This is a genomic window from Haemophilus sp. THUN1691 (genome assembly GCF_059704425.1).
The window spans coordinates 296,969-311,225 of sequence record NZ_AP046578.1 but is presented as its reverse complement, the minus strand read 5'-3'; the positions used below and the strand labels follow the sequence as shown (position 1 = coordinate 311,225).

13 protein-coding genes are annotated in these 14,257 nt (G+C 38.7%); 8 read left to right on the top strand and 5 right to left on the bottom strand.

All coding sequences use genetic code 11. The features are described 5' to 3' along the window. Positions 1–667: 667 nt before the first annotated feature. Positions 668–2,194, top strand: a complete 1,527-nt coding sequence (locus AC6H0J_RS01500; RefSeq protein ID WP_497512722.1) for a catalase — start codon at positions 668–670, stop codon at positions 2,192–2,194. A 64-nt stretch (positions 2,195–2,258) separates the two neighbouring features. Here AC6H0J_RS01500 and pyrH read toward each other — a convergent pair whose 3' ends face one another. Continuing rightward, a complete protein-coding gene (pyrH, locus tag AC6H0J_RS01495) occupies positions 2,259–2,972 on the bottom strand; it encodes a UMP kinase (protein ID WP_497512721.1) in 714 nt (237 codons plus the stop codon). Positions 2,973–3,102: 130 nt separating this feature from the next. On the opposite strand from pyrH, the gene AC6H0J_RS01490 reads away from it, so the two are divergent. From AC6H0J_RS01490 to rnhB, 5 genes are all read left to right on the top strand, one after another. Next, positions 3,103–4,662 carry a phosphoethanolamine transferase gene (locus AC6H0J_RS01490; protein ID WP_497512720.1) on the top strand — a complete coding sequence of 520 codons (1,560 nt, stop codon included), beginning with the start codon at positions 3,103–3,105 and terminating at the stop codon, positions 4,660–4,662. 127 nt (positions 4,663–4,789) lie between these two features. Then, positions 4,790–5,194, top strand: a complete 405-nt coding sequence (fabZ, locus tag AC6H0J_RS01485; RefSeq protein WP_044233196.1) for a 3-hydroxyacyl-ACP dehydratase FabZ — start codon at positions 4,790–4,792, stop codon at positions 5,192–5,194. A 14-nt stretch (positions 5,195–5,208) separates the two neighbouring features. Further along, complete coding sequence (gene lpxA, locus AC6H0J_RS01480) at positions 5,209–5,997, top strand: acyl-ACP--UDP-N-acetylglucosamine O-acyltransferase (protein WP_005629710.1); 789 nt, start codon at positions 5,209–5,211, stop codon at positions 5,995–5,997. Between the two features lie 66 nt (positions 5,998–6,063). Continuing rightward, positions 6,064–7,236 (top strand): lipid-A-disaccharide synthase, encoded by a 1,173-nt coding sequence (lpxB, locus tag AC6H0J_RS01475; protein WP_005629712.1) that lies wholly within the window; start codon positions 6,064–6,066, stop codon positions 7,234–7,236. Then, positions 7,229–7,822 (top strand): ribonuclease HII, encoded by a 594-nt coding sequence (rnhB, locus tag AC6H0J_RS01470; protein ID WP_005629714.1) that lies wholly within the window; start codon positions 7,229–7,231, stop codon positions 7,820–7,822. Before lpxB ends, rnhB begins: the two co-directional genes overlap by 8 nt. Positions 7,823–8,045: 223 nt before the next feature. On the opposite strand, the gene AC6H0J_RS01465 is transcribed toward rnhB, so the two are convergent. The 4 genes from AC6H0J_RS01465 to serB form a co-directional block, all read right to left on the bottom strand. Next, the gene (locus AC6H0J_RS01465) at positions 8,046–8,591 is read right to left on the bottom strand and encodes a YggT family protein (RefSeq protein WP_497513577.1); all 546 of its coding nucleotides are present in this window, start codon (positions 8,589–8,591) and stop codon (positions 8,046–8,048) included. Beyond that, a complete protein-coding gene (gene corA, locus AC6H0J_RS01460; protein WP_005629627.1) occupies positions 8,591–9,538 on the bottom strand; it encodes a magnesium/cobalt transporter CorA in 948 nt (315 codons plus the stop codon). Before corA ends, AC6H0J_RS01465 begins: the two co-directional genes overlap by 1 nt. 295 nt (positions 9,539–9,833) lie before the next feature. Then, on the bottom strand, positions 9,834–10,325 hold the full coding sequence (locus AC6H0J_RS01455; protein WP_005629625.1) for a YajQ family cyclic di-GMP-binding protein: 492 nt from the start codon (positions 10,323–10,325) through the stop codon (positions 9,834–9,836). 17 nt (positions 10,326–10,342) lie between these two features. Further along, the gene (serB, locus tag AC6H0J_RS01450) at positions 10,343–11,287 is read right to left on the bottom strand and encodes a phosphoserine phosphatase (protein ID WP_005629623.1); all 945 of its coding nucleotides are present in this window, start codon (positions 11,285–11,287) and stop codon (positions 10,343–10,345) included. Positions 11,288–11,343: 56 nt separating this feature from the next. Between serB and AC6H0J_RS01445 the strand changes: the two genes are divergently transcribed. Both AC6H0J_RS01445 and tkt read left to right on the top strand, forming a co-directional pair. Continuing rightward, entirely contained in the window at positions 11,344–11,982 is a 639-nt protein-coding gene (locus tag AC6H0J_RS01445) for a YtjB family periplasmic protein (RefSeq protein ID WP_005629621.1), read from the top strand. 111 nt (positions 11,983–12,093) lie between these two features. Next, entirely contained in the window at positions 12,094–14,091 is a 1,998-nt protein-coding gene (gene tkt, locus AC6H0J_RS01440; RefSeq protein WP_046952883.1) for a transketolase, read from the top strand. Positions 14,092–14,257: the final 166 nt, after the last annotated feature.

Here is a 14,257-nt window from a genome sequence, read left to right as displayed (position 1 = left end):
AAAAGTGATCTATATCATCACTTTTTGATAAGGCGTATAGCCTCCATTTCATATATTAATAAGAAATCCTTATTTTTTGCTCTAACTAAAATTTAATGTAACCATCCTATACCTCTTTCTGGTTGCCAGCAAGTATTTTTTTAAGTAAATATTTCGCTTTATAGTATGGAAGAGTGAGCTAATTCATCCTCATATTTAACTAATGTTTTCATTGAGGAAATTTTTAAAAAATTTTGATTAAAAAACAGGCATACGGTGCTATATTTTACCTATTTAGATATTTTTCTCTCATCATGCTATAATTGGGTTAAAGAGCAAAGTATCAATGCTTTGAGTATTATAGATTATTTACCATTTTGTTTTTTAGTAACACCAATAGTAACACTGAACACATATCGCAGGAATAAAGTTATTATAAATCAATTTATTACAATGTTAATTTAAGTGAAGATTATCACCAGTTTATAAGAAAGCCTTGGAATTTTAAATTTCAAGGCTTTTTTGTTGCATAATAAAACCAATAAAAATACATCTAATCTCAAAACCCTGTCACCTTGCATAGTTTTTTTTGATTGATTTAATAGATTTCAATCGTTAAAACCTTTTTGTATGATGTTCACGAAATTTATTTCAACCCTACTTATTTCATACATACAAGGAGTTAATAATGAGTTCTCAATGCCCTTTTTCGCATTTATCGTCTACTAACCTAACTATGGGAAATGGCGCCCCTGTTGCAGACAATCAAAACAGTTTAACAGCTGGTCCGCGTGGTCCATTACTTTCACAAGATTTATGGCTTAACGAAAAATTAGCCGATTTCGTGCGTGAAGTCATTCCTGAGCGTCGTATGCACGCAAAAGGTTCTGGTGCATTTGGTACCTTTACTGTTACACACGATATTACTAAATATACTCGCGCAAAAATTTTTAGTGAAGTGGGTAAAAAAACAGAAATGTTCGCACGCTTTACCACTGTTGCAGGTGAACGTGGTGCAGCTGATGCGGAACGTGATATTCGTGGTTTCGCATTAAAATTCTATACCGAAGAAGGTAACTGGGACTTAGTGGGTAACAATACCCCAGTGTTCTTCTTACGTGATCCACGTAAATTCCCAGATTTAAATAAAGCGGTAAAACGTGATCCTCGCACTAATATGCGTTCGGCAACAAACAACTGGGATTTCTGGACATTATTACCAGAAGCATTACACCAAGTAACCGTTGTAATGAGTGATCGTGGTATTCCTGCAAGCTATCGTCATATGCATGGTTATGGTTCACATACTTACAGTTTCTGGAACGAAGCGGGCGAGCGTTTCTGGGTAAAATTCCATTTCCATACACAACAAGGCATCAAAAACTTAACTGATGCGGAAGCGGCAGCAGTGATTGCAAACGACCGCGAAAGTCACCAACGTGATTTATATGAAGCAATTGAACGTGGTGACTTCCCGAAATGGACGCTATTCGTACAAATTATGCCAGAAGCAGATGCGGAAAAAGTACCTTATCATCCATTCGACTTAACCAAAGTATGGCCGAAAAAAGATTATCCGTTAATTGAAGTGGGTGAATTTGAACTTAACCGTAACCCAGAAAACTTCTTTGCTGATGTAGAACAATCTGCATTTGCACCAAGTAATTTAGTTCCAGGTATCGGTGCAAGCCCAGATAAAATGTTACAAGCTCGTTTATTCAACTATGCGGATGCACAACGTTACCGTTTAGGTGTGAACTACCGTCAAATTCCAGTAAACCGTCCACGTTGCCCTGTTCATAGCAACCAACGTGATGGCCAAGGCCGTGTAGATGGCAACTACGGTAGCTTACCGCACTACGAGCCAAACAGCTTCAGCCAATGGCAACAACAACCAGACTTTGCTGAACCACCACTTCGTATCAACGGAGATGCAGCACACTGGGATTATCGTAACGATGATAATGATTACTTCAGCCAACCGCGTGCATTATTTAACTTAATGAATCCAGAGCAAAAACAAGCATTGTTCAACAATACTGCGGCTGCAATGGGAGATGCACCTGAGTTCATCAAATACCGTCATATCCGTAACTGTCACTGGTGTGATCCTGCATATGGTGAAGGCGTTGCAAAAGCATTGGGCTTAACAGTTGAAGATGCATTAAAAGCACGTGAAACTGACCCAGCATTAGGTCAAGGCGGATTGTTATAATCTCTAGGCTAGAGCCAAATAAAAACGGTAGGAATTTTCCTACCGTTTTACTTTTCAATATTCACTAACAAATAATGGTGCCTTCTTCGGTACCAGTCACTACTTGACGTAATGCACCAGGTTTACCCATATTGAACACTCGGATCGGCATGCCATGATCGCGAGCTAAAGTAAACGCCGCTAAGTCCATCACTTGTAATTCTTTATCGATCACTTCTGCATAACTTAAATTTTTATAAAGTTTTGCATCAGGATTTTTCGCAGGATCACAATCATATACGCCATCAACTTTAGTCGCTTTCAACACAACATCAGCTTCAATTTCAATGCCACGCAAACAAGCAGCAGAATCAGTGGTAAAGAATGGACTTCCTGTTCCCGCAGAGAAAATGACTACGCGTTTTTCGCGTAACATTTTGATTGCTTCAGACCAGTTATAAGTATCGCAAATACCATTTAATTGGAAAGCGGACATTAATTTTGCATTCACATCAGCACGGAATAAAGAATCACGCATTGCCAAACCATTCATTACCGTAGCAAGCATTCCCATATGGTCGCCCACCACGCGATTCATCCCCGCTTTTGCTAGTTTTGCACCACGGAATAAGTTACCACCACCAAGAACAACACCGACTTCCACGCCCATTTCCACTAATTCTTTAATTTCAACAGCCATACGATCGAGAATCGCAGGATCGATACCAAAACCATCTTCTCCTTGTAATGCTTCACCGCTTAATTTCAATAAAATACGTTTATAAATTGGTTGGCTCATTGTTTTTTCCCTCTGGCTTAAAAAATTGGCTTATTCTATAAAATAACCGCTCAAGAGTGAAGAAGTTAAATATGGAAATTCTGAGTGAAAGGTGGATAATAGAGACATTTTCTTTTCAGGGAAGACAATTATGAACACGAAAAAAACAAGCCAAATTTTGCCCGCACTTTTTGCGATGATTTGTGCCGCATTAGCGGGTTATTTTATTTTAATCGGTTCTGGAATGTTTACAGAACCAAGTGTAGCTCTTATTCTGCTTGCGACAACAACTATTCTCTTATTAAGCAGCAGTAAAAAATCCTTCTATTTTATTTTGCTACCGCTTGCATTACTGCATGCTTTTTATACGCCTACAGGGCTAAATTTTGGCCCGCCAAGCTATCAATATATCGCCTCGCTTTTCGCAACAGATATGTTGGAAACGAAGGAATTTCTATTGCAAATCCCAGTGAGTAGTTACTTAATTGCTTTCGCTATTCCTATTTTGATTTTTCTTCAGTACAAAAGTGCGGTGAAATTTGACATAAAATTTTATCGTAATAAAACATTTATTGCCTTGGCGACATTGCTCTTTGCCTACAACATGCCGCTTGCTGAACCGATTAAAGAAATAGTAAGTTCCACATTAAAAATTGTAGATGAAGTGCAAAAACTAAAACAAATGTCCCAATCTGATAACTGGGGAAAATCAACATTAGAAAATTCACGCTATGATGATTATGTGATTGTTCTTGGTGAAAGTGCGCGTAAAGATTATCACCATGCCTACGGCTATCCGATTGAGAACACACCGTTTATGTCTAGCGCTAAAGGCACGCTGATTGATGGTTTTCGTTCAGCGGGAACAAATACTGTTGCCTCACTTCGACTTATGTTAACCCTCCCTAACAAAGAAAAATGGGAACCCAATTATAGTTTGAGTTTAGTCGATCTCATCAAATCTGCAGGCGTGAAAACTTATTGGCTTTCTAATCAAGGTATGCTCGGTGAATTTGATACGCCAGTTTCATCCCTTGCATCAAAATCTGATGAAACCTTTTTCTTGAAAAAAGGCGGGAGCTTTAATTCTACTAACTTTAGTGATTTTGATTTATTACCAAAATTCGCCCAAGTACTAGAAGATCCTATTCAAGGAAAACGTTTTATTGTGTTGCATATTTATGGCTCACATCCAATGGCTTGTGACCGTGTCGAAGATTATCCAAAAATCTTTAACGATAAAGATCTTAATCCGAGATATGGTTACTTAAATTGCTATGTGTCGTCTATTAAGAAAACTGATGAATTTTTAAAACGTGTATATGATCAGCTTGCAGAAAACGCGAAGAAAAATCACCGCACTTTCTCAATGATTTATTTCTCAGATCACGGTTTGTGCCACCAACAGGATGAAAAAAACAATATACTTTTGTTCAATCAAAACTGTTTCAGTCGAGAACATCATAATATTCCGTTATTCAAAATTTCGTCGGATGACACCGAACGCAAAGAATATAAGGTGTTTAAATCAGGTTTGAACTTCTTAGAAGGAATCGCAAATTGGATAGGAATTCAAAATCCTCAATTAACGCAAACAGAAGATTTATTTTCTAACGAATCGGATAAAAATGACTTTGGATTGCAAAAACGAATTGATGAAAAATATCGTAAAGATGACGATCCAGCCATTGATATTCGTCCTAAACACTAGGCTATATTGAGTGCGTTTTATTTTTAGTCGTAAATATCGTATAATCCGAGAGATTTTATTTGTTTATTTTTTGTAAGGTGTCAACGTGTCAGAACAACAACCAAGAGTGATCGAATCAAAAGAAATTATGACTTTATTACCACATCGCTATCCATTTTTATTAGTGGATCGCGTATTGGATTTTAAAGAAGGCGAATGGTTAAAAGCGATTAAAAATATCAGCGTCAATGAGCCTTGTTTCACAGGTCACTTCCCTGGCGAACCAATTTTACCGGGCGTTTTAATTTTAGAAGCTTTGGCACAGGCAATGGGCATTTTAGCCTTTAAAACTCACGAATTAAAAGGCGGTGAATTATTCTATTTCGCAGGTATTGATGAAGCGCGCTTTAAACGCCCAGTGTTACCTGGAGATCAAATGGAATTAAACGTTCAAGTGATTAAAGAACGCCGTGGTATCACTGCATTTACTGGTGTTGCAACCGTAAACGGTGAAATTGCTTGTGAAGCAAAACTAATGTGCGCTCGTCGTTAATTAAGGGGGTAAATATGATCCACCCAAATGCAAAAATCCATCCTACAGCCTTAGTTGAAGAAGGCGCAGTTATTGGTGACGGTGTTGTTATCGGGCCTTTCTGTATTGTTGAAGGCACCGTTGAAATTAAAGCTCGCACTGTATTGAAATCTCATGTTGTTGTACGTGGCGATACGGTTATTGGCGAAGATAACGAAATTTATCAATTCGCTAGCATTGGTGAAGTGAACCAAGATTTAAAATATAACGGCGAAGCAACCAAAACGATTATTGGTAATGGCAACCGAATCCGTGAACATGTGACAATCCATCGTGGAACCATCCAAGGCGGTGGCGTAACCTCTATTGGCAATAACAATTTATTAATGGTGAATGTTCACGTTGCACATGATTGCCAAATTAAAAACAACTGTATTTTGGCAAACAATGCAACGCTTGCAGGTCACGTAGAATTAGATGATTTCGTCATTGTTGGTGGCATGTCAGCCATTCACCAATTTGTGATCGTTGGCGCACACGTCATGTTAGGAGGCGGTTCTATGGTAAGCCAAGATGTACCTCCTTACGTTATGGCACAAGGCAACCACGCCCGTCCATTTGGTGTAAACTTAGAAGGTTTAAAACGTCGTGGTTTTGATAAACCAACCATGCACGCAATCCGTAACGTTTATAAAATGATCTATCGTAGTGGCAAAACGCTCGAAGAAGTGTTACCAGAAATTGAGCAAATTGCAGAAACCGATTCAGCGATCAGTTTCTTCGTTGAATTTTTCAAACGTTCAACTCGCGGTATTATTCGTTAATAAAGTATCTCTGTATCCAACCGCACTTTGCACGCCAAAGTGCGGTTATTTTTTAGGATAAATTTGATGAACAAAACAAATCCAACCATTGCTCTTGTTGCAGGAGAAGTATCTGGTGATATTCTCGGTGCTGGTTTAATTCGCCAGCTCAAAGCTCATTATCCTAATGCTCGCTTTATTGGCATTGCTGGCCCAAGAATGTTGGCTGAAGGCTGTGAGACGCTTGTCGATATGGAAGAACTTTCAGTCATGGGCTTGGCTGAAATTTTGAAACATCTTCCTCGACTGTTGAAAATTCGCAAAAATGTCATTCAAACTATGTTACAAGAAAAACCTGATGTTTACATCGGCATTGATGCACCTGATTTTAATTTGGATGTAGAACTCAAGCTCAAAGCAAACGGAATTAAAACTATCCATTACGTGAGCCCCTCTGTATGGGCATGGCGTCAAAATCGCATTCACAAAATTGCCAAAGCGACTCATCAAGTTCTTGCCTTTTTGCCTTTTGAGAAAGCCTTTTACGATAAATTTAACGTACCTTGCCGTTTTATTGGACATACAATGGCAGATGCTATTCCGCTCAAACCAAACCGTGCCGAAGCCTGCCAAATGCTACAGATTGATCCCGTACAACGCTATTTAGCTATCCTAGTTGGAAGCCGTGGTTCAGAAGTGGAATTTCTGGCTGAGCCTTTCTTGAAAACTGCTTTATTGTTAAAAGAACAATTTCCTGATTTACAATTCCTCGTTCCTTTGGTGAACGAAAAAAGACGAATTCAATTTGAAGCCATTAAAGCTAAAATTGCGCCAAATCTAGACCTGCATTTAATTGATGGCAATGCACGACAAGCAATGATCGCAGCTGATGCAACATTGCTTGCTTCAGGAACAGCTGCGCTTGAAGCAATGCTTTGTAAATCACCCATGGTGGTTGGTTATCGAATGAAACCACTGACCTATTTCTTAGCAAAACGTTTAGTGAAAACCGATTATATTTCTTTACCAAACTTGCTTGCGAATGAAATGCTTGTTCCTGAAATGATTCAAGAAGAATGCACGCCAGAATTGCTCGCTGAAAAACTATCTGCTTATCTTTCTGATGATGAAAGTGCGGTAAAAAATCGCCATGTTTTAATTCAGCACTTCACGGATTTACACCAAAAAATTCAATGCAATGCCGATAAGCAAGCGGCCCAAGCAGTCATTGATTTATTAGAAGGAACAGAAAATGTTTGAATATCCACAAGGCTATGAATTGATCGCTGGCGTTGATGAAGTTGGGCGAGGCCCTCTAGTTGGGGCGGTTGTAACGGCAGCCGTCATTTTAGATCCTAATAATCCAATTGAAGGCCTCGCTGATTCTAAAAAACTTTCAGAGAAAAAACGTTTAGCCCTTGCTGAAGAAATCAAAGAAAAAGCCCTTGCGTGGGCATTAGGTCGAGCTGAAGCTAACGAAATTGACGAGATAAATATCCTGCAAGCCTCCTTGCTGGCAATGACTCGAGCAGTAAAATCTTTAAAAATTCAACCGCACTTTGTGTTGGTTGATGGCAATAAGATCCCAAAAAACTTAGATATTCCAGCGCAAGCCGTCGTAAAAGGTGATAGCCTTGTAGCGGAAATCAGTGCAGCCTCTATTTTGGCGAAAGTAGCACGAGACCAAGAAATGGAAGAATTAGACAAGCAATATCCAGAATACGCTTTTGCCCATCATAAAGGCTATCCGACCAAATTACATTTGGAAAAATTAGCTGAACTTGGCGCGTTACCGCAACATCGTCGTAGCTTTGCCCCAGTGAAAAAAGCGCTAGAAAATCGTTAGAATTTTAATCGAGAAATTCTTTTATTTTATTAGGCTATAAACGAAATATTGTTCTCTTTTTATTAGGTTGATCCACCGTAACGTCTTGTTTTAGTAAATTATCGGTAATACTATGAGCTAAACTAAACGATATCAGAAATGGAAAGCTAATCTTTAATGCTCTTACGATTTTCACTATTTTGAGGATAAAATTGATAACCTATTATTTACAGCCTATTAATCTCTAACCAGCAATCATCCAAAGTCCACCTAACATATCAAGCATTAGGTTATTTAAGAACAATAAGATAAATACGATGACCATAGGGGAAAAATCAATCATCCCTAATGTTGGTAAGAATCGACGGATAGGTTTTAAAAGAGGTTCTGAGAGTTGATAAAACGCATAAATCACAGGACTATTTCCACGATTAAACCAACTTAAAACCGCCTCAATAAAAAGCACATAAAAAATTGCTAAACCAATGCTTTTCAATACAGTTAACACACCCAATACTAAGAGTACATTTACTGATAAACCAAAATAAATAATACCTTTCAACATACCGATAATAAATACTAACAGTAAAGCAGAAGTATCGATATTTTTAACAGTAGGCGCAATTTTACGTAGAGGTTTTAATACTGGATCAGTCATTTTTACTGCAAATGTTGAAACAGGGTTGTAATAATCCACTCGAGCAAACTGTAACCAAGCTCGTAAGATCAATACAAGTGCGTAAAGATTAATAATTGACCCGATAAATAATGCGGTTTGGGATAATTCCATCATAGCCATCCTTTTCTTCTGAAATAAATATATGGTGTCAATGCGGCTGCGATCATTAATCCAATTGCCATTGGATAACCATATTTAAAATGTAATTCAGGCATAAAATCAAAGTTCATACCATAAGTGGATGCAACTAATGTTGCAGGAAGGAACATCACAGAAACAACTGAGAAAAATTTCATAATTTTGTTCTGTTCAATATTGATGTAACCCATTGCAGCTTGCATTAAAAAGTTTACTTTTTGGAACAAGGATTCATTATGCGGCTGTAAAGATTCAATATCTCGTAAGATTTCTCGTGCTTGTTCTAATTGATTAGTTGGTAAGCGCGTTTTGCGAACCAAGAAACCTAGTGCGCGTTGAGTATCCATCAAGCACAAACGAACTTTTGAGCTCGTATCTTCTTGTTCCGTGAGTGTATTTAATGCCTCATCAAAGGCTTCATCTTGTTTCCCGTTTAAAATAACGCGACTCAACTCTTCCAAATCTGCATAAACGTTTTCAATCACGTCCGCTAATTGCTCAATTTTCGTTTCAAATAAATCCAGTAAAACTTCATAAGAATTACATTCTAACAAGCGCTGGCTACGTGAACGCATACGATATAAACGGAATGCTGGTAGCTCGCGATCACGCAACGTAAATAAACGGCCATCACGAATAGTAAAAGCGACGCTCGCTAAATCAGCATAATTGTCTTCATCTTCGCAATAAAAAAATGAGTGAAGGTGTAAACCATCTTCGTCTTCAAAGAAACGGGCGGAAGCTTCAATATCTTCCAATTCTAGAAAAGATGCTAAGCTTTGACCTAAGCCTTCTTGTAGCATTTCACGTTCTTCGCCTGTTGGCTCAAGTAAATCAAGCCAAATGGCAGTATTGAGATCAGTTTGGTCTTCGTCAATGCGAACCAAGCGGGAATCATTGATAGCAAACGCGTTGATCATTTCATACTCCTTATAGGATTATGAACAGCTAACAGTGAACAAATTAAAGAAGAAACGAAAGTGCGGTGAAAAATCGCAAAGTTTTCGTTAAGAGATGCCGAAACAACGGTAAATTTACCGGCGAACGCGCGCCGATAATAAAAAGGCGGGCGTCTAGAGCGATATTCGGTATCGACTATGACTGTCCAAAGTGTGTGTCCTTCTCGTTAAAAAATCGGGCGAATGTTACGCTTGAAAGCGGTGTTCGTCAAGTTTTATCAAAAAACTATGGCAACATTTCGCCCTTATTTGAAAACTAATCTCTAAAATTATTAAATTGGAATGGTTGGCCTAATTCAGCGCCTTTAACAAGTTGAATGACTGCCTGTAAGTCATCGCGTGACTTACCTGTCACACGCACTTGCTCACCTTGAATTTGAGTTTGAACTTTGATTTTAGAATCTTTTACTAATTTAGTAATTTTCTTCGCCATCTCCGTTTCAATACCCTGTTTAAGTTTAATCTCTTTACTATAAAGTTTACCATGGTGTTCGCTTTCTGCTGGAATATCTAAAGAACTGTGCTCAATACCACGTTTAATACAAGATCCAATTAAAATCTCAATTAATTGTTCAAGTTGGAAATCAGATTCTGTGGTGATTTTAATCGTTTCATTTTTTTCATTTAATTCAATTACCGCTTCTACACCACGAAAATCATAACGCGTGCTAAGTACACGGTTGGCATTTTCCACTGCATTACGGACTTCGTGTAAAGTGATTTCAGAAACAATATCAAAAGATGGCATAGTCTTCTCCCATTTTATTAAATTCGATCATTGGCACTTAAAAGGCATAAAAGTGCGGTTAAGTCGGCGAAGTTTACCACAATTTGCGCTTGTTGTTGCACTTTAGGTTTAGCATGGAACGCAACACCTAGCCCAGCCACATTCATCATTGCCAAGTCATTTGCCCCGTCACCAATAGCAATAGAATATTGTGAATCAATACTGTATTCCTCTAACAAATGTTGTAATGTTTTAGCTTTGTATTGGGCATCAACCACATCACCTTTAACTAAGCCTGTGAGTTTTCCATCTTCAATATCAAATTGATTTGATGCAGCAAAATCAAGCTGTAATAAGGCTTTCAAATAATCCGCAAAATAAGTAAATCCGCCTGAAGCAATTGCGGTTTTCCAACCATATTTCTGTAAGGTTTGGATCGTTTCAACTAATCCAGGCATTAGCGGTAAATTCTCTCTAACTTGCTGTAAGATACTTTCTGGCGCACCTTTTAATGTACCCACTCGACGACGCAAACTTTGTTCGAAATCTAATTCACCTCTCATTGCACTTTCCGTAATCGCAGAAACAAGTTCGCCTACTCCCGCTAATTTCGCAATTTCATCAATACACTCAATTTGAATAGCGGTAGAATCCATATCCATCACCAACAACCCAGCTTGAGACAATTTAGGGCTAAAACCTAATTTAGCTATATCTACTTCAACGTCATGAGCAAAGTTAACAAACTCAGCAAACCATTGACCTTTCAATAAAACAACAATATTTTGCTCTACCATCCAAACATCAAAAATCTGAAAATTTTGACCGCACTTTTGTTGAAATTTTTCCAGATTAGTTATGTCCAACTTTGTGCCGTATAAGATAAAAGGCTCTCCGTTCTGTATAGGTTCCTCATTAACTAAAAGTGCGGTAGGAAATTGTGGGTATTTTTGAGTAATGCTTTCGAAACGTTGAATTTGCATAAAAATCCTGTAAATTGTGGCGACTGAAAAGATTTTAACCGATGTGAGTTGAAAAAGTGCAAATAATTAAAGAAAAACTAATCAAATCAACCATGCTTGCAACGATTATTGTGCTAATCCTAACTGCACTTGGCGTTATCTTATTTGGTGTAAAACAATTTAAGCTGAGTTCACAATTTGCTAGCGTAAACCAAGTGGCAAACATCTCACATATTTTGGTTCGTCAACAAGCCAATTTATTTTCAGTTTTACTGACAAACAATGCCAAAACAGAGCAATTAACGGACAATCTTGATCAAATAGTCAAAGAAGACTTTATTTTAGATGCCAGCTTATATGATGGCGAAGGAAAATTACTGGCTCAAAGTCGCGAGACTCGTAATTCACCCGATGAAAATAACCAACAAATTGTAGAGCCACTTTACGCCCAAAGTGGCATTAAAGGATTTTTACGTGTCACCATTGATGCGCAATATACGCAATCTAACCAATCAAAAATTAATCAAATCTTTCACCAATTATATGGTGAGCTCATTATTATCTTTTTACTTGGCGCGGTGATGGCAAGCTCTATTCATTATTTTTTAAGTCACTATCGACGGGCTTATCGCAAACACAAAGAGAAAAAAAGTGCGGTAAATTTGAAAGTAAAATCGAGTAGCACGCGTTTTCACCAGCGTCGCCGTAGAATTTGATTATTGTCACAAACTATTAAATTGAGTGCGGATTTTTGCTAAATTTCCTTCAGAAATAAGGTAGAATGCGCAAGATTATTTTTTCAAAGCGAATTATAACAGGAGAACAAAATGGCAACTCGTAGACAATTAGCCAATGCAATTCGTTTCTTATCAATGGATGCAGTACAAAAAGCAAAATCAGGCCACCCAGGTGCACCAATGGGAATGGCGGATATCGCTGAAGTATTATGGCGTGATTTCTTAAAACATAACCCAAACAATCCTAAATGGGCTGATCGCGACCGTTTTGTGCTTTCTAACGGCCACGGTTCAATGTTGATTTATAGCTTATTACATTTAACAGGCTACGATCTTTCTATCGAAGATTTAAAACAATTCCGTCAATTACATTCTAAAACCCCAGGCCATCCAGAATATGGTTATGCACCAGGTGTTGAAACCACAACGGGTCCGTTAGGCCAAGGTATCACTAATGCAGTGGGTATGGCGATTGCTGAGAAAACCTTAGCTGGCCAATTTAACCGTGAAGGCCATGAAATTGTCGATCACCACACTTATGTATTCTTAGGCGATGGCTGTTTAATGGAAGGGATTTCCCATGAAGCTTGCTCTTTAGCAGGCACATTAGGCTTAGGTAAATTAATCGCATTCTACGATGACAACAACATTTCGATTGATGGTCATGTTGATGGCTGGTTCAGCGATGATACCGCAGCTCGTTTTGAAGCTTATGGCTGGCAAGTGATTCGTAATGTAGATGGTCACGATGCAGAACAAATTCGTGCCGCAACCATTCTTGCTCAAGCAGAAAAAGAAAAACCAACGTTAATTATTTGTAAAACCATCATCGGCTTCGGTTCACCAAATAAATCTGGTTCTCATGATTGTCACGGTGCACCATTAGGTGATGAAGAAATCGCATTAACCCGTAAAGCACTAGGCTGGGAGTATGGTCCATTTGAAATTCCAGCTGAGTACTATGCTGAATGGTCAGCGAAAGAAAAAGGCGCAGCAGCAGAAAAATCTTGGGAAGAAAAATTTGCCGCTTATGCAAAAGCATATCCAGAACTGGCTGCAGAATTCACACGTCGTGTAAACGGTGAATTACCAGCGAATTGGGCGGCTGAATCTAAAGCGTTCATTGAAAAATTACAAGCTAACCCAGCGAGCATTGCAAGCCGTAAAGCATCACAAAATGCAATCGAAGCTTATGCTCACGTATTACCTGAATTCTTAGGTGGTTCTGCAGACTTAGCAAGCTCTAACTTAACGTTATGGAGCGGTTCTAAACCAATTCGTGCACACGAAAACGTAGGCGGTAACTACCTTAACTATGGTGTGCGTGAGTTCGGTATGTCAGCAATCATGAATGGTATTGCATTACACGGTGGTTTCATTCCTTACGGCGCAACCTTCTTAATGTTCTACGAATATGCTCACAATGCGGTGCGTATGGCGGCATTAATGAAACAACGTTCTTTATTCGTTTATACTCATGACTCGATCGGTTTAGGCGAAGATGGTCCAACTCACCAACCGGTTGAGCAAACCACATCATTACGCTTAATTCCAAATCTTGAAACATGGCGTCCATGTGACCAAGTAGAGTCAGCTATTGCATGGCAACAAGCAGTTGAGCGTAAAGATGGTCCGAGTGCATTAATCTTTACCCGTCAAAACTTAGCACAAATGGACCGCACTTCTGCACAATTAGATGCAGTTAAACGCGGTGCTTATGTGTTAAAAGACAGTGAAGGCACACCTGAATTAATCTTCATTGCGACAGGTTCTGAAGTGGAATTAGCAGTGAAAGCAGCAGATGTATTGGCTGCCGAAGGTAAAAAAGTACGTGTAGTCTCTATGCCAAGCACTAACCGTTTTGATAAACAAGATGCAGCTTACCGTGAAAGCGTATTACCTGCGGCTGTAACCAAACGTGTTGCGATTGAAGCGGGTATTGCGGACTTCTGGTATAAATACGTTGGCTTTGAAGGTCGCGTAGTGGGTATGAATAGCTTCGGCGAATCAGCACCAGCAGATCAATTATTCAAACTCTTTGGTTTCACCGTGGATAACGTGGTAGCAAAAGCAAAAGAGATTTTATAATTCTCTCATGATCAAAAGCGGTTAGCTAAAACTGAGCTGCCCCTAAAAAGTTAGATTGTTGAATTAAGGACTGAGTTCTGTAAGCCACAGAGCTTAGTCCTTTTAGTTTAGTCATAAAGAATCTGAACTCTAATCAGTAGGTCGCTTTGTCAAACTTTTAGGAGGT

Coding starts and splice junctions, on each gene's coding strand:
- lpxB (WP_005629712.1), top strand. CDS start 6,064: ATGAACAAAACAAATCCAACCATTGCTCTTGTTGCAGGAGAAGTATCT.
- fabZ (WP_044233196.1), top strand. CDS start 4,790: ATGACTTTATTACCACATCGCTATCCATTTTTATTAGTGGATCGCGTA.
- pyrH (WP_497512721.1), bottom strand. CDS start 2,972: ATGAGCCAACCAATTTATAAACGTATTTTATTGAAATTAAGCGGTGAA.
- rnhB (WP_005629714.1), top strand. CDS start 7,229: ATGTTTGAATATCCACAAGGCTATGAATTGATCGCTGGCGTTGATGAA.
- AC6H0J_RS01500 (WP_497512722.1), top strand. CDS start 668: ATGAGTTCTCAATGCCCTTTTTCGCATTTATCGTCTACTAACCTAACT.
- corA (WP_005629627.1), bottom strand. CDS start 9,538: ATGATCAACGCGTTTGCTATCAATGATTCCCGCTTGGTTCGCATTGAC.
- AC6H0J_RS01455 (WP_005629625.1), bottom strand. CDS start 10,325: ATGCCATCTTTTGATATTGTTTCTGAAATCACTTTACACGAAGTCCGT.
- serB (WP_005629623.1), bottom strand. CDS start 11,287: ATGCAAATTCAACGTTTCGAAAGCATTACTCAAAAATACCCACAATTT.
- AC6H0J_RS01465 (WP_497513577.1), bottom strand. CDS start 8,591: ATGGAATTATCCCAAACCGCATTATTTATCGGGTCAATTATTAATCTT.
- AC6H0J_RS01490 (WP_497512720.1), top strand. CDS start 3,103: ATGAACACGAAAAAAACAAGCCAAATTTTGCCCGCACTTTTTGCGATG.
- lpxA (WP_005629710.1), top strand. CDS start 5,209: ATGATCCACCCAAATGCAAAAATCCATCCTACAGCCTTAGTTGAAGAA.
- tkt (WP_046952883.1), top strand. CDS start 12,094: ATGGCAACTCGTAGACAATTAGCCAATGCAATTCGTTTCTTATCAATG.